This window comes from Neoroseomonas eburnea (genome assembly GCF_018129005.1).
Taxonomy (GTDB): Bacteria; Pseudomonadota; Alphaproteobacteria; order Acetobacterales; family Acetobacteraceae; genus Neoroseomonas; species Neoroseomonas eburnea.
Window position 1 is genome coordinate 97,087 of sequence record NZ_JAAEDL010000008.1, and the last position, 23,685, is coordinate 120,771.

The 23,685-nt window shown below is 72.0% G+C and carries 18 protein-coding genes; 14 read left to right on the forward strand and 4 right to left on the reverse strand.

Features of this window, described 5'->3' with window-relative positions; genetic code table 11:
- Positions 1-65 precede the first annotated feature (65 nt).
- The 5 genes from gpmI to GXW74_RS10225 all read left to right on the forward strand — a co-directional run bounded on the left by gpmI (position 66) and on the right by GXW74_RS10225 (position 6,297).
- Positions 66-1,625: a 2,3-bisphosphoglycerate-independent phosphoglycerate mutase gene (gene gpmI, locus GXW74_RS10205; RefSeq protein WP_246523151.1), complete on the forward strand. Its 1,560-nt coding sequence runs from the start codon at positions 66-68 to the stop codon at positions 1,623-1,625.
- Between the two features lie 70 nt (positions 1,626-1,695).
- Positions 1,696-3,024 carry a murein hydrolase activator EnvC family protein gene (locus GXW74_RS28620; RefSeq protein WP_211846394.1) on the forward strand — a complete coding sequence of 443 codons (1,329 nt, stop codon included), beginning with the start codon at positions 1,696-1,698 and terminating at the stop codon, positions 3,022-3,024.
- Between the two features lie 125 nt (positions 3,025-3,149).
- Complete coding sequence (locus GXW74_RS10215) at positions 3,150-4,550, forward strand: S41 family peptidase (RefSeq protein ID WP_211846395.1); 1,401 nt, start codon at positions 3,150-3,152, stop codon at positions 4,548-4,550.
- Positions 4,551-5,029: 479 nt separating this feature from the next.
- On the forward strand, positions 5,030-5,818 hold the full coding sequence (locus GXW74_RS10220) for a divergent polysaccharide deacetylase family protein (RefSeq protein ID WP_211846396.1): 789 nt from the start codon (positions 5,030-5,032) through the stop codon (positions 5,816-5,818).
- Complete coding sequence (locus GXW74_RS10225; RefSeq protein WP_211846397.1) at positions 5,815-6,297, forward strand: RNA pyrophosphohydrolase; 483 nt, start codon at positions 5,815-5,817, stop codon at positions 6,295-6,297. Before GXW74_RS10220 ends, GXW74_RS10225 begins: the two co-directional genes overlap by 4 nt.
- A gap of 516 nt (positions 6,298-6,813) precedes the next feature.
- Here the strand turns inward: GXW74_RS10225 and GXW74_RS10230 are convergent.
- The 3 genes from GXW74_RS10230 to GXW74_RS10240 all read right to left on the reverse strand — a co-directional run bounded on the left by GXW74_RS10230 (position 6,814) and on the right by GXW74_RS10240 (position 11,846).
- On the reverse strand, positions 6,814-8,787 hold the full coding sequence (locus tag GXW74_RS10230) for a hydantoinase B/oxoprolinase family protein (RefSeq protein ID WP_211846398.1): 1,974 nt from the start codon (positions 8,785-8,787) through the stop codon (positions 6,814-6,816).
- A 5-nt stretch (positions 8,788-8,792) separates the two neighbouring features.
- Entirely contained in the window at positions 8,793-10,835 is a 2,043-nt protein-coding gene (locus GXW74_RS10235; RefSeq protein ID WP_211846399.1) for a hydantoinase/oxoprolinase family protein, read from the reverse strand.
- A 90-nt stretch (positions 10,836-10,925) separates the two neighbouring features.
- Positions 10,926-11,846 (reverse strand): LysR family transcriptional regulator, encoded by a 921-nt coding sequence (locus GXW74_RS10240; protein WP_211846400.1) that lies wholly within the window; start codon positions 11,844-11,846, stop codon positions 10,926-10,928.
- 117 nt (positions 11,847-11,963) lie between these two features.
- Here GXW74_RS10240 and GXW74_RS10245 point away from each other — a divergent pair, with 117 nt between their 5' ends.
- The 9 genes from GXW74_RS10245 to GXW74_RS10285 all read left to right on the forward strand — a co-directional run bounded on the left by GXW74_RS10245 (position 11,964) and on the right by GXW74_RS10285 (position 22,422).
- The gene (locus GXW74_RS10245; protein WP_211846401.1) at positions 11,964-12,263 is read left to right on the forward strand and encodes a (2Fe-2S)-binding protein; all 300 of its coding nucleotides are present in this window, start codon (positions 11,964-11,966) and stop codon (positions 12,261-12,263) included.
- Positions 12,248-13,612: an FAD/NAD(P)-dependent oxidoreductase gene (locus GXW74_RS10250; RefSeq protein WP_211846402.1), complete on the forward strand. Its 1,365-nt coding sequence runs from the start codon at positions 12,248-12,250 to the stop codon at positions 13,610-13,612. Before GXW74_RS10245 ends, GXW74_RS10250 begins: the two co-directional genes overlap by 16 nt.
- Entirely contained in the window at positions 13,609-14,745 is a 1,137-nt protein-coding gene (locus tag GXW74_RS10255) for an NAD(P)/FAD-dependent oxidoreductase (RefSeq protein ID WP_211846403.1), read from the forward strand. The genes GXW74_RS10250 and GXW74_RS10255 overlap by 4 nt, the downstream gene beginning before the upstream one ends.
- Positions 14,742-15,731, forward strand: a complete 990-nt coding sequence (locus tag GXW74_RS10260; RefSeq protein WP_211846404.1) for a Bug family tripartite tricarboxylate transporter substrate binding protein — start codon at positions 14,742-14,744, stop codon at positions 15,729-15,731. The genes GXW74_RS10255 and GXW74_RS10260 overlap by 4 nt, the downstream gene beginning before the upstream one ends.
- A gap of 129 nt (positions 15,732-15,860) precedes the next feature.
- Positions 15,861-17,153 carry a 4-aminobutyrate--2-oxoglutarate transaminase gene (gene gabT / locus GXW74_RS10265; protein ID WP_211846405.1) on the forward strand — a complete coding sequence of 431 codons (1,293 nt, stop codon included), beginning with the start codon at positions 15,861-15,863 and terminating at the stop codon, positions 17,151-17,153.
- A 57-nt stretch (positions 17,154-17,210) separates the two neighbouring features.
- Positions 17,211-18,833 (forward strand): ABC transporter substrate-binding protein, encoded by a 1,623-nt coding sequence (locus tag GXW74_RS10270; RefSeq protein WP_246523153.1) that lies wholly within the window; start codon positions 17,211-17,213, stop codon positions 18,831-18,833.
- Between the two features lie 18 nt (positions 18,834-18,851).
- Positions 18,852-19,796: an ABC transporter permease gene (locus GXW74_RS10275; RefSeq protein ID WP_211846406.1), complete on the forward strand. Its 945-nt coding sequence runs from the start codon at positions 18,852-18,854 to the stop codon at positions 19,794-19,796.
- Positions 19,793-20,617 carry an ABC transporter permease gene (locus GXW74_RS10280; RefSeq protein WP_211846407.1) on the forward strand — a complete coding sequence of 275 codons (825 nt, stop codon included), beginning with the start codon at positions 19,793-19,795 and terminating at the stop codon, positions 20,615-20,617. The genes GXW74_RS10275 and GXW74_RS10280 overlap by 4 nt, the downstream gene beginning before the upstream one ends.
- A complete protein-coding gene (locus tag GXW74_RS10285; RefSeq protein ID WP_211846408.1) occupies positions 20,617-22,422 on the forward strand; it encodes an ABC transporter ATP-binding protein in 1,806 nt (601 codons plus the stop codon). Before GXW74_RS10280 ends, GXW74_RS10285 begins: the two co-directional genes overlap by 1 nt.
- Here the strand turns inward: GXW74_RS10285 and GXW74_RS10290 are convergent.
- Positions 22,403-23,680: an NAD(P)/FAD-dependent oxidoreductase gene (locus GXW74_RS10290; RefSeq protein WP_211846409.1), complete on the reverse strand. Its 1,278-nt coding sequence runs from the start codon at positions 23,678-23,680 to the stop codon at positions 22,403-22,405. The two genes, GXW74_RS10285 and GXW74_RS10290, sit on opposite strands and share 20 nt — an antisense overlap.
- Between the last annotated feature and the right edge of the window lie 5 nt (positions 23,681-23,685).

Genomic DNA, 23,685 nt, shown 5'->3' on the forward strand with positions numbered 1-23,685 from the left:
CGCGGCACGGCCTTGCGGCGGACCTCCGCCGGGGGCTATCCCGCCCCGAGACCGAGGAACCCGCCATGTCCGCCAGCCGCCCCCGTCCCGTCATGCTCGTCATCCTCGACGGCTGGGGCTGGCGTGAGGACACGGCGGACAACGCCGTGCGCCAGGCCCGCACCCCGGCCTTCGATGCGCTGTGGTCCTCCTGCCCGCATGCCTTCCTGCGCACCTCCGGCGGCGATGTCGGCCTGCCGGACGGGCAGATGGGCAATTCGGAGGTCGGGCACCTCAATATCGGCGCCGGCCGGGTGGTGATGCAGGACCTGCCGCGCATCGGCAGCGCCATCGCCGACGGGTCGATCGCGGCCCTGCCGGCGCTGACCGGGCTGATCGCGGCGCTCAAGGCCTCCGGCGGCACCTGCCACCTGGTAGGCCTGCTCTCCCCCGGCGGGGTGCATGCGCACCAGGACCATGCGGTGGCGCTCGCGCGCATCCTGTCCGCCGCCGGCATCACGGTGGCGATCCATGCCCTGACCGATGGCCGCGACACCGCCCCCAAGGCGGCGCCGGACTTCCTCGCGAAGTTCGAATCCGACATCGCCCCGCTGCCGGGCGTGCGCATCGCGACCGTGATCGGCCGCTACTTCGCGATGGACCGTGACAACCGCTGGGACCGCGTCAGCCAAGCCTATGATGCCATGGCTTCGGGCGAGGGCGCGCGCGCGGCGACCGCACAGGCCGCCATTGCCGCCGCCCATGAAGCCGGCAAGTCGGACGAATTCATCCCCGCCACCGTGATCGGCGACTATGCCGGCATGCGCGATGGCGACGCGCTGCTCTGCTTCAACTTCCGCGCCGACCGCGTGCGGCAGCTCCTCACCGCCTTCCTCGACCCCGGCTTCAGCGGCTTCGTCCGCAAGCGCGAGGTCCGCTTCGCCGCCGCCGCCGGCATGACCGAATACAGCGAGGCGCTGAATGCCCGCCTCGCCACGTTGTTCGCCCCGCAGTCGATGGCGGACATCCTCGGCGCCGTCGTCGCGGCCGCGGGGCTCAGGCAGCTCCGGATGGCGGAGACGGAGAAGTACCCGCACGTCACCTACTTCCTGAACGGTGGCGAGGAGACGCCTTTCCCCGGCGAGGACCGTATCCTGGTCCCTTCGCCCAAGGTCGCGACCTACGACCTGCAGCCGGAGATGTCGGCGCCCGAACTGACCGACAGGGCGGTCGCCGCCATCGCCTCCGGCGCCTATGACCTGATCGTGCTGAACTATGCCAATGCCGACATGGTCGGGCACACCGGCAGCCTCGCGGCAGCGACCAAGGCGGTGGAAGCGGTGGACACCGGCCTCGGCCGCATTGCCGAGGCGATCCGCGCCGCCGGCGGCGCACTCTTCGTCACCGCCGACCACGGCAATGCCGAGATGATGCGGGACCCCGCCACCGGCGGGCCGCACACGGCGCACACCACCAACCCGGTGCCGGCCATGCTGCTTGGGGCGCCAGAGGGTACGAGTCTGGCCGATGGCCGACTTGCGGACATCGCGCCGACGCTGCTCGCGCTGCTCGGCGTGGCCCAGCCGGCGGCGATGACAGGGCAGTCGCTGCTGCGGACGACGCGTGCGGCGGTGGCGGCGGAGTAAGGCTAGGGGGCTCCGCCCCCTAGGACCCCCGCCGGGGGCCGAAAGGCCCCCGGGCCCCCGTCACTTGGCCGTGCCCCCCCGCCCTGACGAGCGCTGCCTCTCCCCGCCTTCCCACCACAAAGTCGGGGGTTCCGAGGGCCTTAAGCCCTCGGCGGGGGGCCAGGGGGGAAGAGCCCCCCTGTTCTTCCTCCTCACCCTGCTCGCCTTCCCCGCCCACGCCCAGCCCACCCGCGAATCCGTCCAGGACGCCCGCCGCGCCGCCGAGGCCGAGCGTGCCGCCGCCGCCGAGGCCGGCCGCCTCGCGCAGGAGGCTGCCGAGTTGGAGCGCGGCCTGGCCCGCCAGCGCGTCGCCATGGCCGAGCGCGTGCAACGCGCCGAGGCCATCCTCGATGCCGCGCAGGAGCGCGAGCGCGAGGCCGTCACCGCCGCGATCGCCGCGCGCGACGATGCCGCGCGCCAGGCCGCGACCCTCGCCCCGATGATGCCGGTGATGCGCCGCCTGTCGCTCTGGCCGGCGGAGACGCTGCTCGCCGTGCCGGTATCGCCCGAGGAGGCCCTGCGCGGCGTGCTCGTGCTCCAGGGGATCGCCCGCCAGGTGCGCCGGGAGATGGAGGCGCTGCGCGCTGCGGATGAGGAGGCCTCCCGCCGCGCCCGCATCGCTGCGGCCGAGGCGGCGGTGGTCGCCGCTGCGCGGGAGGATGCGCTGGCCTCCGCCCGCGCGCTGGATGCGGAGATTGCCGCCGCCCGCATGCGGGAGGCCGAGGCGCGCCAGGCCGAGCGTGAAGCCGGCCGCCGCGCGCAGGCCGCGCTCGCGCGCGCCGCCGACCTCGCCGAGATGCTGACCCGGCTGGAGCGGGAACGCGCCCGCGAAGCGGCCGCCGAGGCCGCCCGGGAAAGGACCGAGGCGGCCGCCCGGGCGCGCGAGGAACGCGCCGCCCGCCGCGCCGGCCGCCCAACCCCGGAGCCACCGCCCCCGCCATCGCAGACGCCGGCGGTGGCCGCCGCGCCGGCCGGGACACGGGTGCTGCCGGTGGCGGGGCGGGTCGTCCGTGCCTATGGGGACCAGGCGGAGGGCGGCGTGGCGCGCGGCCAGACCATCGCCGCCCCCGCGGGCGCGCGGGTGGTGAGCCCCTGCGCCGGCCGGGTAGTGTTCAGCGGTCCTTTCCGAAGTTATGGCCTTCTGCTGATTGTCGAATGCGCCGACGGGCACCATGTGGTCCTGGCAGGACTCGGGCGGCTGGATGCCGCGACGGGGGCCAGGCTGCTGGCCGGGGAACCGGTCGGCGTGGTCGGCGAGGGGGAGGGCAGCCGGGGGCGGCTCTATCTCGAACTCCGGCGGGACGGGCATACGGTGGACCCACGGCCCTGGCTCGGCGCGGGTCGTGCCGGGACCGGATAGGTTCCCGGAAGGTAACGGCCGTGTTTCTGCGCGGTTTCGGGCTGCACGCCCGGCCGCGATGGGCTGTAGAGTGCAACACCTCGCCGGGGCCTGTGGCGTCCGGGATGGGAAAGGAAGGAATTCGGATGCGGCGCAGGAGCGGGACGTTCGCGGCTGTGGGCGCGGCCTTCGCGGCAGGCATCGTGGTCGGTCCGATGGTCGCCGCATGGGCGCAGGACGGCGGGCGGGCAGAAACCTACCGCCTTCTGAACCTGTTCGGCGACGTGTTCGAGCGCATCCGCGCCGAATATGTCGAGCCGGTGAATGACCGCGACGCCATCGAGAATGCCATCCAGGGCATGCTCACCGGCCTCGATCCGCATTCCTCCTACATGAACCCGCGCATGTACCGCGACATGCAGGTACAGACACGCGGCGAGTTCGGCGGCCTCGGCATCGAGGTCACGCAGGAAGGCGGATACATCAAGGTCATCTCGCCCATCGACGATACGCCGGCGGCACGCGCCGGGGTGAAGCCGGGCGACCTGATCACCCACCTCAACGGCAATTCCGTGCAGGGCCTCTCGCTGCAGGAAGCGGTCGAGCAGATGCGCGGGGAACGCGGCACCTCGATCCGCCTGACGATCCGGCGCGAAGGCGCCGACCGGCCGATCGAGCTGTCCATCACGCGCGACGTCATCCGCCCGCAGGTGGTGCGCTTCCGGCTGGAAGGCGGCGATATCGGCTACATCCGCCTGACCTCTTTCAACGAGCAGACCGAGGCCGGGCTGCGCCGCGCCATGCAGCAGCTCCGCCAGCAGGGCGGCAACAACCTGCGCGGCATCGTGCTCGACCTGCGCAACAATCCCGGCGGGCTTCTCGACCAGGCGGTTCAGGTCTCGGACGACTTCCTCGAGCAGGGCGAGATCGTCTCGACCCGCGCCCGGCGGCAGGAGGACGCGCAGCGCTGGAACGCGCGCGCCGGCGACATCGCCCAGGGCCTGCCGATGGTGGTGCTCATCAATGCCGGCTCGGCATCCGCCAGCGAGATCGTCGCCGGCGCGCTGCAGGACCATCGCCGCGCCATCGTCATGGGCGTGAAGTCCTTCGGCAAGGGCAGCGTGCAGACCGTCATGCCCATCCCGGGCAATGGCGCGATCCGCCTGACCACGGCGCGCTACTACACGCCGTCGGGCCGCTCCATCCAGGCGACCGGCATCGAGCCGGACATCGAGGTGCTGGCGACGCGGGAGGACACGGCCACCGCCGCGGTCGCGCGACGCGAGCGGGAGGCCGACCTGCGGCGTGCGCTGCGCAACGACAATGGCGGGCAGCAGCAGCAGCAGCAGCAGCAGGCCGCCCCGCCGCCGCTGCCGCCGCTGAACCTGCCGGCCGGGCTGGTCGAGCGTGTGCAGCGCCAGCCCGCCGAAGGCGCTGCGGCCTTCGACCCAACCAAGCCGGAGACCGACCACCAGTTGCAGCAGGCGCTGTCGCTGCTGCGCAGCATGGCCGCGGTGCCGAATCCGCAGCGGCGCGCCGCGCGCTGAGCGGCGACAAGGCGCCACGACGCATGCGCGTGCCGGGTTGGCGGGCGCTCGGAGCGTTCTGGGCGGTCGTGCTGCTCGCAACGGGTGGGACGGTGCTGCGGCTGAACGAACTCGGGCCGCCGGAGGTTTCGACCTCTCAGGTACCAGCGGAAGCGCCGGCCACGGTCACGGAGGCAACGCGGCCGTCGGCCGAGCCGTCGCGTATTGGCGCACCCCAATTGCCTCCCGTGGCCGACGCGGCGAGGAACGGAGCCTCGCCGTCCGGCGATTCCATGGCCACCGCGCCGGCGGCACCGGCAGCCGCCACGCCGCCCCCCCCGGCGCCGGCCGCAGGCGCGCCATCACCGCCGGCCCCCGTCGTCTCGGCGCCGGCCGCGCCCGAGCCTCCGCCCCTCGCCTCGGCCAGCCTGCCGAGCCGCGCCGCCGATCGTCCCATACCGCCACCCGATCCCGCCCTGCTGGACCAGGGGCGGCATGGCATGCTGCCGCGACTGGGGCCTGAGGGGCGGACCTCCATCCGCGCGTATGGACGGGATTTCGACCGCCGCGACACGCGCCCGCGCATCGGCATCGTCGTCGCCGATGTCGGCCTTTCCGCGACCCAGACCGAGGAAGCCATCCGCCGCCTGCCACCCGCCGTCGCGCTGGCGCTGTCCCCCTATGCCGCGCGCCCCGGCCAGGCGGCCGAACGCGCGCGCGAACGCGGCATGGAGACGCTGATCTCCATTCCCATGGAGCCCGCCGGCTACCCGCTGAACGACCCGGGCGACCGCGCCCTGCTGACCGGGCGGCCGATGGCCGAGAACCTCGACCTGCTCGACTGGGTGCTGTCCCGCAGCCAGGGCTATGTCGGCGCCATCGGCGCCATCGGCGGCATGCGGGGCGAACGCTTCGCCGCCCTGCCCGAGACGATCGGGCCCGTGCAGGACGTGCTGTTCCGCCGCGGGCTGCTCTACCTCGATCCGCGGCCCGGCGCCGCGGCGCCGGCGCGCGCCTGGGGGCGCGGCATCGACGTCATCCTCGATGAGCCCGCCGGCACGCGCGGCGAAATCGAACGCCGGCTGGCGGAACTCGAACAGATCGCCCGCGACCGCGGCGCCGCGCTCGGCCTGGCCGGGGCAGCGACTCCGGTGCTGGTGGAGCGTCTGGCTGCCTGGGCCGCCACGCTCGACCAGCGCGGGCTGGTGCTGGCTCCGGTTTCGGCGATGATCCGCCGTCCCGAAGCGACCACCCCCGACACCCCTGCGCAACGACCTGCCGCGCCATGAAGAACCTGCCCTACCGCGACAACGTCGGCGCCGTGCTGTTCAATGACGCCGGGCTCATCCTGGTCGCCCGTCGCGCCGACCTGCCCAATGCCGAAGGCGCGCCGGGCGGCTGGCAATTGCCGCAGGGCGGCATGGACGCGGGTGAGGACCCCGCCTTTGCCGTCTTCCGCGAACTGGAAGAGGAGATCGGCACCGCCCGAGCCGAGATCCTGGCGGAACACCCCCGCTGGCTGACCTACGACCTGCCGGAGCACCTGATCGGCAAGGCGCTCGGGGGCAAGTACCGTGGGCAGCGGCAGAAATGGTTCGCGCTGCGCTTCCTCGGGACGGATGCGGATATCCGGCTCGATCTCGATCCGCACCCGGAATTCGATGCCTGGCGCTGGGTAAGGCTGGCGGAGCTGCCGGGGCTCGCCGTGGAGTTCAAGCGGGCGATCTATGAGGATCTCGCCCAGGAATTCGCGCGCTTCGCGGGGTAGCCTGCGCCGGCCGAGAGGGGCGCCGCCCCTCGCGGACTAATCCCGCCAAAGGGAGCAGGGTCTCCGGAAGCCGATACTTGAGTCACCTTGGCGGGAGAGCGCATGCCTTTGGGACGGGGAGTTCGAGGGGATGTGTCCCTCGTTGCCGACCCTTGCTCGATGTCGCGCAACTTCGAGGGGCGCATCGTCACCGCGGCCCGGGCGGGCGCTTGATCCCCAAGCCCGGGAAGAAGGGGCCGACTCGTCGCCGGCCGCGTGCATCCATTGTGGTTCATCCCCGCGCCTGCTGGGAACGCGTCCGGGCATGGCCTCTCGCCGACATCGGCACCCACGACATGCGGCAGGATTGCCGCGCCGCACGGCCACCGCCGGCGCCTGAGGCTCTTGGCCGGCGGTGATGGCAGCCAGTCCTGACGCGGAAGATGAGGTCCATGAGATTGCCGGCCCAGGCCTGGGCCAGCACTCCCTGCAGCGTCGCGTCGCCTTCAGCGGCGGCGCGCAGCCAGTGCCGACCGATCAGGCGGCGAGGCCGGGATAGTCCTCCCGCAGCCGTCCGAAGGCGTGGCGCACGGCGGCGGCGCTGTCGGCGGCCGGGTCCTTCAGCATGGCGAAGAGCCGCGTCTTGACGAAGAAGCGCCAATGGGTCGGCAGCGCGGTCATGATCTCCGTCATCGCTGCATAGCCCTCGGCCGTCCAGACCCGCTCATGGGCTTCCCGCTCGGGGCCGAAGTCGAAATGCGCGCCGTTGGCCGGGCAGGCGGCGCGGAGGGCGGCACGCAAGGCCTCGGTGCCCGCTTCGTCCACCGCGCCGTCGCGCAGCACCACGCCGTAGTCGCGCTGCGCCGCCGCGGCCGAGACATAGCCGCGCTTCACATCGAGCAGCACGCGCGCCGGTTCCCGTGCCAGCGGGTCGCCGCGGCCGCCGCCGCCGGGGGAATGGATGTGCAGCACATCGCCCGGGTCCATGGTGACCAGGTCGATGTTGCCCAGGACCTTCTCCCGTGCCGTGCCGGGGTTCAGAACGAAATCGGAAGGCGCGCCCGCCTTGCCGCCAAGGATGCCCCAGGGTCGGAAGCGGCAGCGGTCCCGGTTGCGCGCGGTGACGCGCGAGTTCGGCGCGAAGACGGTGAAGTCGAGCGCGGTGGCGAGCCCGCCGCGCCACCGCCCCGCGCCGCCCGTGTCTGGCATCAGCCCATAGCGCAGGATGCGGATCGGCACCTCGGTCTCGGTGATCTCGACCGGCGTGTTCTTGAGGTAGGCGCTGTCGGCGCCCGAGCCGTTCGTGCCGTCCCGCGTCGGCATCCCGCCGCCGCCGCCGACGATGGGGTTGATCGCCGCGAGCACGCTGCGCTGCGTGCGGTTGTCCGTCGTCATCACGTTCATGATCGACGAACTGCCCGCCGGTGCGGCCGGCATGCGCTCCGGTATCGCGAGGCCGAAGGTGCCGAAGATCAGGCTGCGCAGCCTTGCGCAGGTCAGGCTGCGCATGCCGACGGCGGCGGGAAAGCGCGGGTTCAGCGCCGTGCCTTCCGGCACGATGCAGGTGAAGGGGCGCGTCAGCCCCGCATTCAGCAGGATCTGCGGGTTGAGCGTGTAGAGCACGTAGAAGACGCCCACCAGCAGCAGCGTGTGCCGCGGATGGCTGCCGGTCGGCACGTTGAGCGCGGAGGTCAGTTGCGGATCCGTGCCGGTGAAGTCGAGGACCGCCTCGTCGCCCTTGATGACCAGCCGCAGCGCGAGGCGCACCGGGTTCCCGTCCGGACCGTCCTCGTCGCAATAGTCCGAGAAGCTGTACTCCCCGTCGGGGATGGAACGCAGCACCTCCCGCGCCTGGTGCTCGGCGTAGTCGAGCACGCCGGCGAGTCCGGCGCGGAAGCCGTCGACGCCGAACTTGCGGACCATGGCGCGCAGCTTGCGCTCGCCGGTGTTCAGCGCGCCGGTGAAGGCCTTGAGGTCGCCGAGGTTCTGCTCCGGCTTGCGCACGTTGAGCAGCATGACGCGCAGCGCCTCCTCGTTCACCTCGCCGCGCCGGACCATCTTCATCGGCGGAAAGCGGATGCCCTCCTGGTGCACCTCGGTCAGGGAGCGCGAGAGGCTCGCCGGCACCGCGCCGCCCATGTCGGTGTTGTGGATATGGCCGCAGGCCCAGGCGAGGATCTCGCCATCCTCGAAGATCGGCTTCCACATGTGCAGGTCCGGCACATGGGTCGCGAGGTAGCCGCTGTAGGGATCGTTGGTGAAGCCGATGTCGCCGGGCTCGTAGTCGCCGATCATGCCGATGGCCGCGCTGTAGTCGATCCCGGGATACCAGGTGGCGCCGAAATCCATCGGCACGGCGGCGACCGTGCCGCCGGGCTCGAGGATCTGGACGGTGAAGTCCTCCGTCTCCTTGACGAAGGTGGAATGCGCCGTGCGGTACAGCGTGTAGGCCATGTTCTCGGCCGCCGCTCGGGCGTGGTTGGCGAAGACCTGCAGCGTGACCTTGTCCATGGCGCTCAACCTTCGGCCGTCAGATGGAGATTGCCCTGCGCGTCCACCGACGCGGCGAAGCCGCCGGGAATGCAGGCCGTCGAGTCCTCCTGCGCGACGATGGCGGGGCCGTGGAACGCGTGGCCATGGTGCAGCGAGCTCCGAAGGAAGAGCGGCACCTCGCGCCAGGCGCCGTCGAGCCAGGCGCGCACCATGCGTTCGGGTATCGGCCCGCCCTCGACGCGCGGCTCCTCCGGCAGCTCGGGCGGGTCGGTCGCGCCGATCACCACCAGGCGGAGATTCACCACCTGCACCGCCGCCTCCGCGTCGTGGAAGTCGTAGATGGCGTCGTGCCGGCGGTGGAAGGCGCCAAGCAGGGCAGGGAGGTCGCCGTCCTCGATCCAGGCCGGATCGAGTGGCGCCTCGATCTCGAATGACTGGCCGCGGTAGCGCATGTCGGCGGTCAGCCGGATGGCGGCGGGTCCTGCGAAGCGCTGGTCCTCGCGCAACCAGCGCTCGCCTTCGGCGCGCAGTTCCGAGAGCGCCCGGCGCAGCGCCGGCAGGTTGGCGGGCTCGAGGTCGAGGAAGAGCGTCCGCACCACGTCGTTCTTCGCGTCCGCGACCAGCCCGCCCAGCGCGCTGACCACGCCGGGGCGGCGCGGGATCATCACCCGGCCGATGCCGAGCTCCCGCGCCAGCAGGCAGCCGAGCATCGGCCCGGCGCCGCCGAAGGGCAGCAGGGTGAAGTCGCGCAGATCGACGCCGTAGCGGGCGACGAGCTTGTTCACCTCGGCGAACATCGAGGAGATGGCGACATCGACGATGGCCTCGCCGGTTTCCTCGAGGCTGCGCCCGAGTTGCGCCGCGAGCCGGCCGACCACCGCCGCCGCCTTCGCGCGGTCCATCGCGACCGAGGCATAGGCGAGCGGCACGTGGCCGAGCAGGCCGCACACCGCCATGGCGTCCGTGATGGTCGCATGCTCCCCGCCGCGCCCGTAGCAGGCCGGGCCGGGTGTGGACCCCGCGCTCTCCGGCCCGACCTTCAGCATGCCGAAGCCGTCCACCGTCGCGATCGAGCCGCCGCCGTCGCCGATGGAGGAGACCGAGACGCTCGGCACATGCAGCGGGAATTCGCCGATCAGCTCTCCGGTGCCGAATTGCGGTTCGCCATCCAGGATCAGCGCGACATCCGCGCTGGTGCCGCCGATGTCGAGCGTCAGCGCGCGCGCGACGCCCGCCTTGCGCGCCAGGAAGGCCGCGCCCATCACGCCCGAGGCGGTGCCCGACAGCAGCATGGAGACGCAGGCCGTGCGCCCCAGCCCCGCACGCATGATGCCGCCATTCGACTTGGTGATCATCGGCGTGGCGCGCACGCCGCGCGCCGCCAGCGCCTGCTCCAGCGATCCGAGGTAGCGATCGACGCGCGGGTGGACGTAGCCGTTCAGGATGCCGGTGGTGGTGCGCTCGTATTCGCGGATCACCGGCCAGATCTCGGCCGCGCAGAAGACGAAGAGGTCGGGCGCGGCGGCGCGCAGCACGGCCTTCGCAGCCTGCTCGTGTGCCGGGTTGCGGTAGGCGTGCAGGAAGGAGACGACGATCCCTTCCGCCCCCGCGGCGCGTGCCTTCGCGGCGGCCTGGCGCACGGCCTCCTCGTCCAGCGGCTCCGCCTCCGAGCCATCGGACAGGATGCGCCCGCCGACGCCGAAGATGCGGTCGCGCGGGATCAGCTGCTCGGGCCGCGCGCAGAACAGGCTGTACATCTCGGGCATGCGCAGGCGGGCGAGTTCCACCACGTCCTCGAAGCCGGCATTCGTCACCAGCGCGAGCGGCGCGCCCTTGCGCTGGATGACGGTGTTGATGCCGACAGTGGTGCCGTGCACGAAGGCCGTCACCGAAGCAGGGTCGAGGCCGTGGCGCTCCTGCAGCAGCGCGACGCCTTCCAGCACCTCCCGGCCCGGTTCCTCCGGCGTGGTCAGCACCTTCAGCGTATGCATCCGCCCGGAGGATTCCTCGAGCGCGCAGAAATCGATGAAAGTCCCGCCGATATCGACGCCGATGCGCCAGCCCATGCGCCGCTTTCCCTTAGCCGTGCAGTGCAAGCACGCCTGCGCGCGCTCCCCATGTCCAAGAGGAAATCGGCGTCCAGGGATAAGGGTCGCTTATGCCGGGCTCAGCAGCCCGCGGGCCGCGGGGTCGGCCGCATAGGCGGCAAAGGCCGCACGCAGCCCGCGGCGCAGCAGGTCCTGCTGGTGGGACAGCGGCCTGCGCGTGCCGGTGAGCACCGCGATCGGCAGCCGGACCACCGGGCGGAAGGGCCGCACCACCAGGCCGGGATGGCCTCCCCAGGGGATCAGCCCGTCCACCAGTGCGACGCCGATCCCCTGCTGCACGAAGGACAGGGCGATGATCGACACGTCGATCTCCACCTGCGTGCGGTAGGACAGGCCGGCGCGCCCGAACTCCTGATCGAGCAACTGTCCCGGCAGGCTGTCCGGGCGGTAGGAGATCAGCGTCTCCTCCATCAGCTCCGCGGGTGTTACCGCCTTGCGCCGCGCCAGGCGGTGTCCTGACGGCACCACGCAGACCGTCTCGACATGGCCGATCGTCTCGGCCTGGACCAGCGGCGTCGAGACGTCGCTCATCGCGACCCCGAGGTCGGCATCGCCGCGCGCCAGCATCTCGGTCGCGATCTGCACGGGAACGACGAAGGCGGAGAGCCGCATCCCCGGCATGGCGGAGCGGAAATCCCTCAGCGCCCGGGGCAGGAAGGACAGCGAGGGCGGCGCCGAGGCCGCAAGCCTCACGGAGCCCGCCGCACCGTCGCGCAGGCCGGTGGCGAAGCGGCGGAAGCTCTCAAGGTCACGGTGCAGCCGCTCGGCCTCGGGGTAGAGTTGCAGCGCCTCGGGCGTCGGCACCAGGCGGCCGCGCAGGCGGCGGAAGAGCTTGTAGCCGAGCCGGTCCTCCGCATGCAGCAGCATCTGGCTCAGCGCGGGCTGGGAGACGTTGAGCGCCTGCGCCGCGCCGGTCAGCGTACCGAGCCGCATGATGGTGCGGAAGACCTCGATCTGGCGGGCGTTCATGCAGCGATCCTCCGCCGATGGGCCGGGCCTTTGCAATGCCGGCCGATAGGCTCGCCTTATACACCACGGCCGAAACCCGATTGGACAGGGCGCGCACCAGGCGACGAGCCTTTCCCCATGACAGGGTTGTTGCATCGCGTCGGAGAGACCGGCCGGAGTGCCGTGCGGATCGTGGTGGACGGTGCGGAGGTGGCGGCGCTGGAGGGCGACACGCTGCTCGTCGCGTTGCTCACCGCCGGCGCGCGGCTGCGCGAGAGCGAATTCGGCGACGGTCCGCGCGCCGGCTTCTGCCTGATGGGCGCCTGCCAGGATTGCTGGGTCTGGACCGAGGAGGGCGGAAGGCTGCGCGCCTGCTCGACGCCGGTCGCGAGCGGGATGCGCGTGGTCACCCGGGGGGCGCCATGGCCGCGCCCGTAGTCGTGGTCGGGGCCGGTCCGGCCGGCATCCGCGCCGCCGAACGCCTCGTCGAAGCCGGGCTGTGCCCTGTGCTGGTCGAGGAAGGCGCGCGCGACGGCGGCCAGATCTACCGCCGCCAGCCGCCCGGCTTCACCCGCGGGCCGGAGGCGCTCTACGGCTCCGAGGCCGCCAAGGCGACGGCGCTGCATGCGGCGGCGGAGGCGCTGCGCCCGCGCCTCGACTGGCGGCCCGAGACCCTGGTCTGGGCCGTGCGCGACGGCGCCTTGCTGGTCCACAGCGCCGGCCGCGGCGAAAGCCTGCCCTATGCCGCGCTGATCCTCGCCACCGGGGCCACGGACCGGGTCATGCCGCTGCCCGGCTGGACGCTGCCCGGCGTGGCGAGCCTCGGCGGCGCGCAGATCGCGCTGAAGGCGCAGGCCTGCACCATCGGCGCGCGGCCGGTCTTCCTGGGCACCGGGCCGCTGCTCTACCTGGTGGCCTGGCAGTACGTGAAGGCGGGCGCCGCGGTGCAGGCGGTGCTCGACACCAGCCCCTTCGCGAGCCGCGTCGCGGCCCTGCCATGGATGATGGCGCGGCCCGCGCTGGTCGCGCGTGGCGCCGCCTACACGATGGCGCTGCGGCGCGCAGGCGTGCGCATCGCGACCGGCGTCACGCCGATCGCCGTCGAAGGCGAGGACCGCGTCGCCGCGTTGCGCTGGCGCGACGCGGCGGGTCGGGATTGCCGCACGGATTGCGATGCGGTCGGCCTCGGCTACGGGCTGCGGTCCGAGACGCAGCTCGCCGACCTCGCCCGCTGCGACTTCGCCTTCGATGCCGGCGCGCGGCAATGGCTGCCGGTGACGGATGAGGACGGCCGCGCCAGCGTCCAGGGCGTCTATCTCGCCGGCGATGGCGCGCAGGTGCGCGGCGCGGATGCGGCGGAGCTCGCCGGACGGCTCGCCGCCTGCGCCGCGCTGCGTGATCTCGGGGTCGCGGTGGATGAGGCGGAGATGGTGCATCTGCGCCGCCGCCTCATGCCCATGACGCGCTTCCGCCGCGGCCTGGAGCGCGCCTTCCCCTGGCCAGCGCACCTCGCCGCCGCCCTGCCGGACGAGGCGCTGGTCTGCCGCTGCGAGGCGATCACCGCCGGCGAGCTCCGCCGCGCCGGGGGCGAATACGGCGCGCCGGAGGTGAACCGGGCCAAGGCCTTCTCGCGCACCGGCATGGGGCGGTGCCAGGGGAGGATGTGCGGCCCGGCGGCGGCGGAGATCCTCGCCGCCGCGCGCGGCATGCCGATCGAGGCCGCCGGCAGGCTGCGCGGCGCGGCACCGGTCAAGCCGCTGCCCGTGCTGACCGAGGCGGCGCCATGACCGCGGCCGATGTCGCGATCGTCGGCGGCGGGCTGATGGGGGCGGCGACCGCATTCTTCCTCCGCCGGCGCGGCCTGTCCGTCGTCCTGCTGGAACGCGACCTGGTCGGCAGCCACGCGAGCGGGACGAATTTCGGCAATGTCCGCCGCCAGGGGCGGTTCCTGCCGCAACTCCCGCTCGCGAACCTGTCGCGCGAGATCTGGGGACGGCTGCCGGACCTCATCGGCGACGACGCGGAGTTCCTGCCGAGCGGGCACATCCGCGTCGCCTTTCGCGAGGCCGATGCCGCGCGGCTCGAAGCCTATGCGCGCGAAGCGCGGCCGCATGGCCTCGAGCTCGAGCTCGTCAGCGGCAATGCGCTGCGCATGCGCTTCCCATTCCTGTCGCCCGAGGCGCGGATGGCGTCCTATTCGCCGCATGACGGGCACGCCAATCCGCGCCTGGCCGCCCCCGCCTTCGCGCGTGCCGCGCGGCGCGAGGGCGCGATCGTGCATGAGAATGCGGAGGTCCTGTCCATCACGAAATCCGCCGAGGATTTCCTGGTCGAGACCAGCATCGGCCGTTTCCGCGCGCCGCTGCTGCAGGTCTCGGCCGGGGCCTGGGGCGGGCGGCTCGCCGCTGCCTTCGGCGAGCCGGTGCCGATCACCCCGCACGGCCCGCAGATGGCGGTCACCGAGCCCGTGCGCTACCGGATCGAGCCGGTCATGGGCATCGCCAGCGAGGTGGTCGAGGAAGGCGTCTACCTCCGCCAGGTGAAGCGCGGGAACATCGTCTTCGGCGGCGGGGTGCGCAGCGAGGCCTCGCTCGACACCAAGCGCGCCAGGCTCGATCCGCTGAACACGCTGCGGCAATTGCCGCAGGTCGCCCGGCTGCTGCCCGCGATGCGCGCGCTCTCCGTCATCCGCAGCTGGAGCGGCGTCGAGGGCTACATGCGGGACGACATCCCGGTGATGGGGCCGAGCGCCAAGGTCGCCGGCCTCTTCTACGCCTTCGGCTTCTGCGGCCACGGCTTCCAGCTCGGCCCCGGCGTCGGCGCCACCATGGCGGAGCTGATCGCCACCGGCGGCACGGGCGTGCCGATCGAGCCCTTCCACATCTCCCGCTTTGCGACCGCCGAAGGAAACACGCGATGACCAGCCCAGGATTCGGACGCCGTCCGCTGCTCGCCGCCGCCGCCCTGCCGGCGCTGGTATGCCCGGCACGTGCCCAGGGCGCCTGGCCCACCCAGCCGGTGCGCATCGTCATCCCCTTCGGCCCCGGCAGCGGCACCGACGTGACTCTGCGGCTGCTGGCGCCGAAGATGACCGATTTCCTCGGCCAGCCGCTGGTGATCGAGAACCGCCCCGGCGCCGGCAGCACCATCGGCACCGACATGGTGGCGAAGGCGCCGCCCGACGGCTCGGTGTTCGTCCATGCGACACTCTCCTCGACGGGCATCGCCGCCGCGCTGTACCGCCGCCTGCCCTATGATCCGCTGCGCGACCTCGCGCCGATCGCCGCGACGGTCTTCGTGCCGCTCGTGCTCGCCGTCACCGCCCGCGGCTGGGACGTCGGCACCGCCGAGCAGCTGATCGCCACGCTGCGCGCCAGCCCCGACCGCTACCAGTTCGGCAGCAACGGCATCGGCGCGACAGGGCATCTCGCCAGCGCGAACTTCGTCACCCGCATCGGGGCGCGCGCGCTGCACGTGCCCTACCGCAGCGGGGCTGAGACCATCACCGCCCTCGTCGCCGGGCAGATCCAGTTCATGCACGACATCACGGGGCTGCTGCTGCCGCACCACCAGTCCGGTGCGGCGCGCTGCCTCTTCGTCACCTCGGAGCAGCGCTCCCCGGTGATGCCGGACGTGCCGACCATGAAGGAGGCCGGCGTGCCGGAATACCCGGCCTATTCATGGTTCGGGCTGTTCGGCCCCGCCGGGACGCCACGGCCGATCCAGGACCGCATGGCGGCGGCGGTGCAGCACGCCCTGACCGACGCGACGATCGCCGAGCGGCTTGCCGCGCTCGGCACCCCCGCCATGCCAGGCTACGGGCCGGACCGCTTCGCCGCCTATGTCCGGGCGGAAACCGCGCTGTGGGGGCCATTGGTGAGAGCCTCCGGCGCCGAGGCCGATTGAGCGCGGCAGATGATTCTGCCGGCGACACGCCACACAACACGTGACTCTCCCACGCGCGGGGGCCATTGAAGCGGATCGCGCCGACAGCGTCCCCCTAGGCTTTCCGGACCAGGAAGGACCGGTGGCACCATGCTCGAGACGCGCGACAGGACGGCAACGCTGATCGAGGAGCGCTCGCGCCACGTGCCGCGCGGCGTGCTCACCGCGCACCCCGTCGTGCTGGAACGCGCCCAGGGGGCCGAGGCCTGGGATGTGGACGGGCGCCGCTATCTCGACTTCGTCGGCGGCATCGGCGTCCTCAACCTCGGCCACAACCACCCGCGCGTGGTGAAGGCGGTGCAGGACCAGCTCGGTCGCATCACCCACGCGGCCTTCCAGGTCGCGGCCTATCCGCCCTATCTCGACCTCGCGCGGCGGCTCTCGGCGCTGGTGGGCGGCGGCGAAGCCTGCAAGGCCGCCTTCTTCACGTCGGGCGCCGAGGCGGTGGAGAACGCGGTCAAGATCGCGCGTGCGCATACCAACCGCCCCGCCGTCATCGCCTTCCGCGGCGCCTTCCACGGCCGCACGCTGCTCGGCACCACGCTGACCGGCATGAGCGCGCCATACCGCCAGAATTTCGGCCCCTTCGCGCCCGAGGTGTTCCACACGCCCTTCCCCAACCCGTATCGCGGGGTGAACAGCGCGGATGCGCTCGCCGCGCTGGAGGATCTCTTCGCCACCGAGGTCGCCCCGGAGCGCGTCGCCGCGATCATCATCGAACCGGTGCAGGGCGATGGCGGTTTCCTGCCCGCGCCGCCGGACTTCCTGCAGGAGCTGCAGGCGATCGCGCGCCGGCACGGCATCGTGCTGATCGCGGATGAGATCCAGACGGGCTTCGGCCGCACCGGCCGCCTCTTCGCCTTCGAGCATGCGGGGCTGCTCCCCGACCTGGTCACGGTGGCCAAGAGCCTCGCCGGCGGCCTGCCGCTCTCGGGCGTGGTCGGGCGCGCGGAGATCATGGATGCGCCGGCACCCGGCGGGCTGGGCGGCACCTATGGCGGCAACGGGCTCGCCTGCGCGGCCGCGCTCGGCGTGCTCGACGCCTTCGAGCAGGACGGGCTGCTGGCCCGCGCCGAGGTGCTGGGCGCGCGCCTGCGCGCGGGGCTCAAGGCGCTGCAGCAGCGCCACGCGGCGATCGGGGAGGTGCGCGGCCTCGGCTTCATGCTGGCGATCGAGATCGTCGCCGACCGCCGGTCCCGCAAGCCCGATGCCGACATGGCCCAGCGGATCATCGACGCGTCACGGGACGAAGGGCTGCTGGTGATCAAGTGCGGCGTGCATCGCAACGTCGTCCGCTTCCTGGCACCGCTGGTCACGACCGATGAGCAGCTCGGGGAGGGGCTGGAGATGCTCGACCGCGCGCTGGCGAGGACCGCTCCATGATGACGCGGCTCAGGTAACGGAGCCGGCGCAAGGCCGGGACCGACAGAGGAGGCAGGGATGGCGAACACGAAGAATGACCCGATCGCGGCGCTCGACACCGCCGACACCGCGCGGGTGATGGACGCGATCAGGCGCGGCGCCACGCGGCGCGAGCTGATGGCGATGCTGGGCGCCGGCGGCATGGCCGCGGCGGCCGCCGGTGGCGTCCTCGGCACGGCGAAGGAGGCGGCCGCCCAGGCGCCGAGGCGCGGCGGACGGATCCGCGTCTCCGGCACATCGACATCCACGGCCGACACGCTCGATCCGGCCAAGCAGTCGCTGTCGACCGACTATGCGCGCTGCAACATGTTCTACAACGGCCTGACGACACTGGACGGCAGCCTGACGCCGCAGCCCGCGCTTGCCGAATCCTGGGACAACGAAGCCGCGAAGGTCTGGACCTTCCGCCTGCGCAGCGGCGTCACCTTCCACGACGGCAAGCCGCTGACCTCCGAGGACGTCGTCTTCTCCCTCGCGCGCCACAAGGACCCCGCCACGGCATCGCGTGCGCGCTCGCTCGCGATGCAGATGAGCGAGATCGTCGCCACCGGCCCGCGGGAGGTGAGGATCACCCTCGAAGCGCCGAACGCCGACCTTCCCGTCGTGCTCGGCACCTTCCACTTCCACATCATCAGGGCCGGCACGACGGACTTCACCACCGCGATCGGCACCGGGCCCTTCCTCTGCCGGGAATTCCAGCCGGGGGTTCGCTCCATCTCCGTGCGCAACCCGAACTACTGGCAGAACGGCAAGCCCTACCTCGACGAGGTCGAGTTCATCGGCATCCCGGACGAGCAGGCGCGCGTCAACGCGCTGCTCTCGGGCGATGTGCAACTGATCGGTGGCGTCGATCCGCGCTCGGTGCGCCGAATCCAGCAGACCCAGGGCTACTCGGTCTTCGAGACCAAGTCCGGCTACTACACCAACCTGATCATGCGGCTCGACCAGGCGCCGGGGAACAACCCCGACTTCGTCCTGGCGATGAAGTACATGTTCGACCGCGCGCAGATGCGCACCGCCATCCTGCGCAACTATGGCGTGATCGGCAACGACCAGCCGATCGACCCGTCGAACCGATTCTTCTTCCCGGGCCTGGCGCAGCGGCCCTTCGACCTCGACCGCGCGCGCTTCCACTTCCAGCGCTCCGGCGTCGGCAGCACGACGCTGCCGGTGGTCTGTTCCCCGGCGGCGCCGAATTCGGTCGACATGGCGCAGGTGCTGCAGCAGACCGGCAGCCGCATCGGCATGAACCTCGAGGTGCGGCGCGTGCCCTCGGACGGCTACTGGTCGAACCACTGGTTCAAGCATCCGATCGGCTTCGGCGCCATCAACCCGCGGCCTTCGGCCGATATCCTGCTGACCCTGTTCTTCAAGTCCGACGCGGCGTGGAACGAAAGCGCCTGGCGCAACCCGCAATTCGACCAGAAGCTGGTCGCGGCGCGGACCGAGACGGACGAGGCCAAGCGTCGCCAGCACTACGCCGACATGCAGGTGATGATCCACAACGAGTCGGGCATCGGCATCCCGGTCTTCCAGAGCCTGCTCGACGGGCACTCCTCCCGGCTGAAAGGTCTCGGGGCCATCCCGGTGGGCAACCTGATGGGCTTCGACTTCGCCCAGCATGTCTGGCTGGACTCCTGACATGGACGGGCGGCGCCCGTGCTGAAGCTGGTCGCCGCCCGCATCGGCCTCGGCATCGTCTCGCTGCTGCTGGTCTCGCTCGCGATCTTCGCCATCACCAGCCTGCTCCCGGGCGATGCGGCGGAGGAACTGCTCGGCCAGGCCGCGACGCGGGAGACGGTGGAGGGACTGCGCGCCCGGCTTGGCCTCGATCTGCCGGGGCATCTCCGCTACCTGAACTGGCTGGGCGGATTGCTGACGGGCGATTTCGGCCGGTCGCTGGCGAACAACGTGCCGGTGGCGCAGCTCATCGGGTCGCGGCTGCCCAACTCGCTGATGCTCGCGGCGGCCACCGCTGCCGTGTCGGTGCCGCTGGCGCTCGCCATCGGCATCACGGCGGCGATGTGGCGCGGCAGCACCTATGACCGTGCGGTCTCGATGCTGACGCTGTCCGTCGTCTCGGTGCCGGAGTTCCTGGTCGCCACCGCGGCGGTGATCGTCTTCGCCGTCCACCTGCGCTGGCTCTCGGCGCTGTCGGCGGCGACGGACATCACCTCCGTCGGGCAGTTCTTCCGCGTGTTCGCCCTGCCGGTCTTTTCGCTCTGCTGCGTCATCGTCGCGCAGATGGTGCGCATGACGCGCGCGGCCATCATCGATCAGCTGCGGGCGCCCTATGTGGAGATGGCGGTGCTCAAGGGTGTCGGGCCCTTCCGCGTGGTGCTGCGCCACGCGCTGCCGAACGCCATCGGGCCGATCGCCAATGCGGTCGCGCTCAGCCTTTCCTACCTGCTGGGCGGCGTCATCATCATCGAGACCATCTTCAACTACCCGGGCATCGCCAAGCTCATGGTGGACGGGGTCTCCACGCGCGACCTGCCGGTGGTGCAGGCCTGCGCCATGGTCTTCTGCGCGGCCTATCTCGCGCTCGTCACCACGGCGGATGTCGTGGCGATCCTCTCCAACCCGCGGCTGCGCCACCGATGAGCGGGGTGCTGCGCCGCCTCTCCGCCGGGGGCATCGTCGGCCTGGCCATCCTGGTCTTCTGGGTGGCGATGGCGCTGTTCGGCTCCGTGGTCGCGCCGCACGAAGCGGGAGCTATCGTGGACATGGAGGTGTTCCTGCCGGTCAGCGCCCAGTTCCCCTTCGGCACCGACTATCTGGGCCGCGACATGTTCAGCCGCGTGCTGCACGGCACGCGCTACACGGTCGGCGTCGCGCTCATCGCCGCGCTGATCGCCAGCGGCTCGGGCCTGCTTCTCGGCATGTGCGCCGCGGTCTGGGGCGGCTGGGTGGACGGCATCATCAGCCGCACCCTCGACACGCTCATCTCCATCCCGAGCAAGATGTTCGCGCTCGTCGTCGTCGCCGCCTTCGGGTCCTCCGTGCCGGTGCTGATCCTGATGGCCGGCGTCATCTACACGCCCGGCGCCTATCGTATCGCGCGGTCGCTTGCCGTCACGGTCAATGCGCAGGACTTCGTCACGGTCGCGCGGGCGCGCGGCGAAGGAACGCTCTACCTGGTGCGGGAGGAGATCCTCCCCAATATCCTCGGGCCGGTGCTGGCGGATTTCGGCCTGCGCTTCGTCTACATCGTGCTGCTGCTGGCCGGGATGAGCTTCCTCGGCCTCGGCGTCCAGCCGCCGAACGCCGACTGGGGCTCGCTGGTGCGGGAGAACATGGCCGGGCTGCACGAAGGCGCGCCCGCGGTGCTGATGCCCGCCTTCGCCATCGCCTCGCTCACCATCGGCGTGAATCTCGCCATCGACGTGCTGAGCGGCGGCCGCCGCAGCGGCGAGGCCGGCTGATGGCCGCACAGCTCGAAGTCCGCAATCTCGAGGTCCGCGCCCGCAACGCGGCGGGGGAGGAAGTGCCGATCGTGCGCGATGCCTCCTTCTCGCTGGCGAAGGGGGAGGTGCTGGCGCTCATCGGCGAATCCGGTTCCGGCAAGACGACGATCGCGCTGTCGCTGCTCGGCTATGCACGGCCGGGCTGCCGCATCGCCGGCGGCAGCATCCGCCTGGGAGAGACGGACGTGCTCGCGCTGTCGAGGCGGGAGTTGCGCGAATTCCGTGGTCGCCGCGTGTCCTACGTCGCGCAGAGCGCCGCGGCGGCGTTCAACCCATCCCGCACCATCATGGCGCAGGTGACGGAGATGGCGCTGCTGCATGGCGCCGCGAGCCGAGAGGCCGCCGAACGCCGCGCCGTGGACCTCTTCCGCTCCCTCGCCCTGCCGGACCCGGAGGGCATCGGCGCGCGCTACCCGCACCAGGTCTCGGGCGGGCAGTTGCAGCGCCTCATGGCGGCCATGGCGCTGATCGCCGAGCCGGAGCTCGTGGTGCTCGACGAGCCCACCACCGCGCTCGACGTCACCACCCAGATCGAGGTGCTGCGCGCCTTCAAGCAGGTGGTGAAGGGCAGCGGCACCACGGCGGTCTATGTCTCGCACGACCTTGCCGTGGTGGCGCAGATGGCGGACCGAATCCTGGTCCTGCGCAACGGCGAGATGCAGGAGACCGGGTCGACCGCGCGCATCCTCGCCGCGCCCGGCAACGCCTACACGAGGAGCCTGCTTGCCGCGGCCGCCCCCATGCCGCGTGGCGCCGATGCCGCCCCGGACGCGCCTCCGCTGCTGACGGTCAAGGGGCTCTTCGCCGGCTACGGCCGCGGCGGTTCGGGAGGCCTGCCGGCAGTACCCGTCCTGCGCGACGTGGACTTCACCATCCGTCGCGGCTCCTCCCTTGGCGTCATCGGCGAGTCCGGCAGCGGCAAGAGCACGCTGGCGCGCGTCATCGCCGGGCTGCTCCCCGCGGCGCGCGGGGAAGTGCTGCTGGACGGCAAGGCGCTGCCGCCCGCACTCGCGCAGCGGACACCGGCGCAGCTTCGCCGCATCCAACTGGTGTTCCAGAGCGCCGACACCGCGCTCAACCCGCGTCGCAGCGTCGCGGGCATCCTTGGCCGCCCGATCACCTTCTTCCACGGCGCGAAAGGTGCGGAACGCGACCGCCGCATGAAGCGCCTGCTTGACCTCGTGCAATTGCCGGCCGCGCTCGCCGACCGACAGCCGGGGGAGCTTTCGGGCGGGCAGAAGCAGCGGGTGAACCTGGCGCGCGCGCTCGCGGCCGAGCCCGACCTCATCCTTTGCGACGAGGTCACCTCGGCGCTCGACACGGTGGTGGGTGCGGCGATCCTCGACCTGATGGATGGGCTGCGGCGGGAACTCGGGCTGTCGACCATGTTCATCAGCCACGACCTGCACACGGTGCGCTCCGTCTGCGACGAGGTGATGGTCCTCTATGCCGGCGCGCGCGTGGAGGCCGGCAGCCGCCGCGGCATCCAGGAGGCGCCCTGGCATCCCTACACGGAACTGCTGATCTCCTCGGTGCCGGAACTGCGCCAGGGCTGGCTCGAGGAGCGTGGCAGCGTGCGCGGGCCGGAAGCGCAGGATACGAGGAAGCCCGCCTGCGCCTTCTTCCCGCGCTGCGGCCAGGCCATCCCGGGCACCTGCGACGTCGTCGCGCCGCCGCGGCGCAGGCTGTCGAAGGGCGCGGAGATCCTCTGCCACCGGGAGGAGGCGGAGCTGATGCGCGCCGCTATTCCAAGCGGTCCTTGAGGCTGTACCAGGCGCCGACCAGCGGCAGGAACCAGGGCGTGCCGTAGTTGAAGGTGATCGCCGGCCAGTCGAGCTTCCCGAAGGGGTTGGCCGTCGGATCGCCGGCGATCACCTTCGCCATCTGCTGGCCGAGATGGACGGACATCTGCGCCCCGTGCCCGGACAGGCCCATGGCGTAGAAGAGGCCCTCATGCTCTCCGGCGCGCGGCAGCCGGTCTTCCGTCATATCCACCAGGCCGCCCCAGCAGTAGTCCAGCCGCACCTCCTTGAGCTGCGGGAAGGTCGCACGCAACTGCGCGCGCAGCACGTCGCCGCTCTTCGCGTCCTCCGTCGGGTTGGACATGGCGAAGCGCGCGCGGCCACCCCAGATCAACCGGTCGTCCGGCGAGATGCGGAAGTAGTTGCCGATATGCTTCGTCGTCGTCGCCGTGCGCCGCGTCGGCATGATGCTGTCGAGCTGGCCGGGGGTCAGCGGCTCGGTCACGACGATGAAGCTGCCGACCGGCACGATGCGGCGGCGGAACCAGGCGAAGGGGCCTTCGCGGCTCGGACCCGTGGCGATCAGCACCTGCGCCGCCTCGATCGTGCCGCGCGCCGTCGTCACGGCATGGGCATGGCCGTTGCGCCGGGTGAGCGCGGTGACCGGCGCATCCTCGAAGATGCGCGCCCCTGCCCGGGCGGCCGCCTCGGCCAGGCCCGCGCCGAAGCGGCCCATGTGCATCATCGCGCTCTTGCGATAGAGCAGCCCGCCGAAGAAGGCGTCGGATCCGACCTCCTCGCGGATGCGCTCGCGCGGGACGAGGTCCGTGTCCGGATCGCAGTCGCGGTGCAGGATCTCGAAGCTGCGGGCGAGCTTGTCGTAGTGCGCCGGCTTGGCCGCGAGCTTGATCTTGCCGCTGCGGCGGAAGTCGCACTGGATCTGCTCCTCCCGCACGATGCGTTCGACCGTGTCCACCGCGGCGTCGTAGGCGCGGTAGAGGGCGCGGGCATGATCGGTGCCGAAGCGCGCCGCGAGCGCCGCGAAGTCGTGCGAGGTCCCGTTGTTGACGTGCCCGCCGTTGCGGCCGGAGGCACCGGCGGCGACGCGCCCTGCTTCCAGCACCACGACCGAGGCACCCTGCCGCGCCAGCGCCAGCGCCGCCGACAGGCCGGTGAAGCCGCCGCCGACGACGACGGCATCCGCGCGCCCCTCCATGGGGCCTGCCGCCGCGCCGGCGAAGGGCGTGGCGGTCTCGAGCCAGTAGGAGGCAAGCTTCATCGGAG

Bases quoted from the DNA above. Each gene is read 5' to 3' on its own strand.
- GXW74_RS10245 (WP_211846401.1), top strand. From the start codon at position 11,964: ATGACAGGGTTGTTGCATCGCGTCGGAGAGACCGGCCGGAGTGCCGTG.
- GXW74_RS10270 (WP_246523153.1), top strand. From the start codon at position 17,211: ATGGCGAACACGAAGAATGACCCGATCGCGGCGCTCGACACCGCCGAC.
- GXW74_RS10255 (WP_211846403.1), top strand. From the start codon at position 13,609: ATGACCGCGGCCGATGTCGCGATCGTCGGCGGCGGGCTGATGGGGGCG.
- GXW74_RS10285 (WP_211846408.1), top strand. From the start codon at position 20,617: ATGGCCGCACAGCTCGAAGTCCGCAATCTCGAGGTCCGCGCCCGCAAC.
- GXW74_RS10290 (WP_211846409.1), bottom strand. From the start codon at position 23,680: ATGAAGCTTGCCTCCTACTGGCTCGAGACCGCCACGCCCTTCGCCGGC.
- GXW74_RS10220 (WP_211846396.1), top strand. From the start codon at position 5,030: ATGCTGCCGCGACTGGGGCCTGAGGGGCGGACCTCCATCCGCGCGTAT.
- GXW74_RS10250 (WP_211846402.1), top strand. From the start codon at position 12,248: ATGGCCGCGCCCGTAGTCGTGGTCGGGGCCGGTCCGGCCGGCATCCGC.
- GXW74_RS10230 (WP_211846398.1), bottom strand. From the start codon at position 8,787: ATGGACAAGGTCACGCTGCAGGTCTTCGCCAACCACGCCCGAGCGGCG.
- gpmI (WP_246523151.1), top strand. From the start codon at position 66: ATGTCCGCCAGCCGCCCCCGTCCCGTCATGCTCGTCATCCTCGACGGC.
- GXW74_RS10215 (WP_211846395.1), top strand. From the start codon at position 3,150: ATGCGGCGCAGGAGCGGGACGTTCGCGGCTGTGGGCGCGGCCTTCGCG.
- GXW74_RS10260 (WP_211846404.1), top strand. From the start codon at position 14,742: ATGACCAGCCCAGGATTCGGACGCCGTCCGCTGCTCGCCGCCGCCGCC.
- gabT (WP_211846405.1), top strand. From the start codon at position 15,861: ATGCTCGAGACGCGCGACAGGACGGCAACGCTGATCGAGGAGCGCTCG.
- GXW74_RS10235 (WP_211846399.1), bottom strand. From the start codon at position 10,835: ATGGGCTGGCGCATCGGCGTCGATATCGGCGGGACTTTCATCGATTTC.
- GXW74_RS10280 (WP_211846407.1), top strand. From the start codon at position 19,793: ATGAGCGGGGTGCTGCGCCGCCTCTCCGCCGGGGGCATCGTCGGCCTG.
- GXW74_RS10225 (WP_211846397.1), top strand. From the start codon at position 5,815: ATGAAGAACCTGCCCTACCGCGACAACGTCGGCGCCGTGCTGTTCAAT.
- GXW74_RS10240 (WP_211846400.1), bottom strand. From the start codon at position 11,846: ATGAACGCCCGCCAGATCGAGGTCTTCCGCACCATCATGCGGCTCGGT.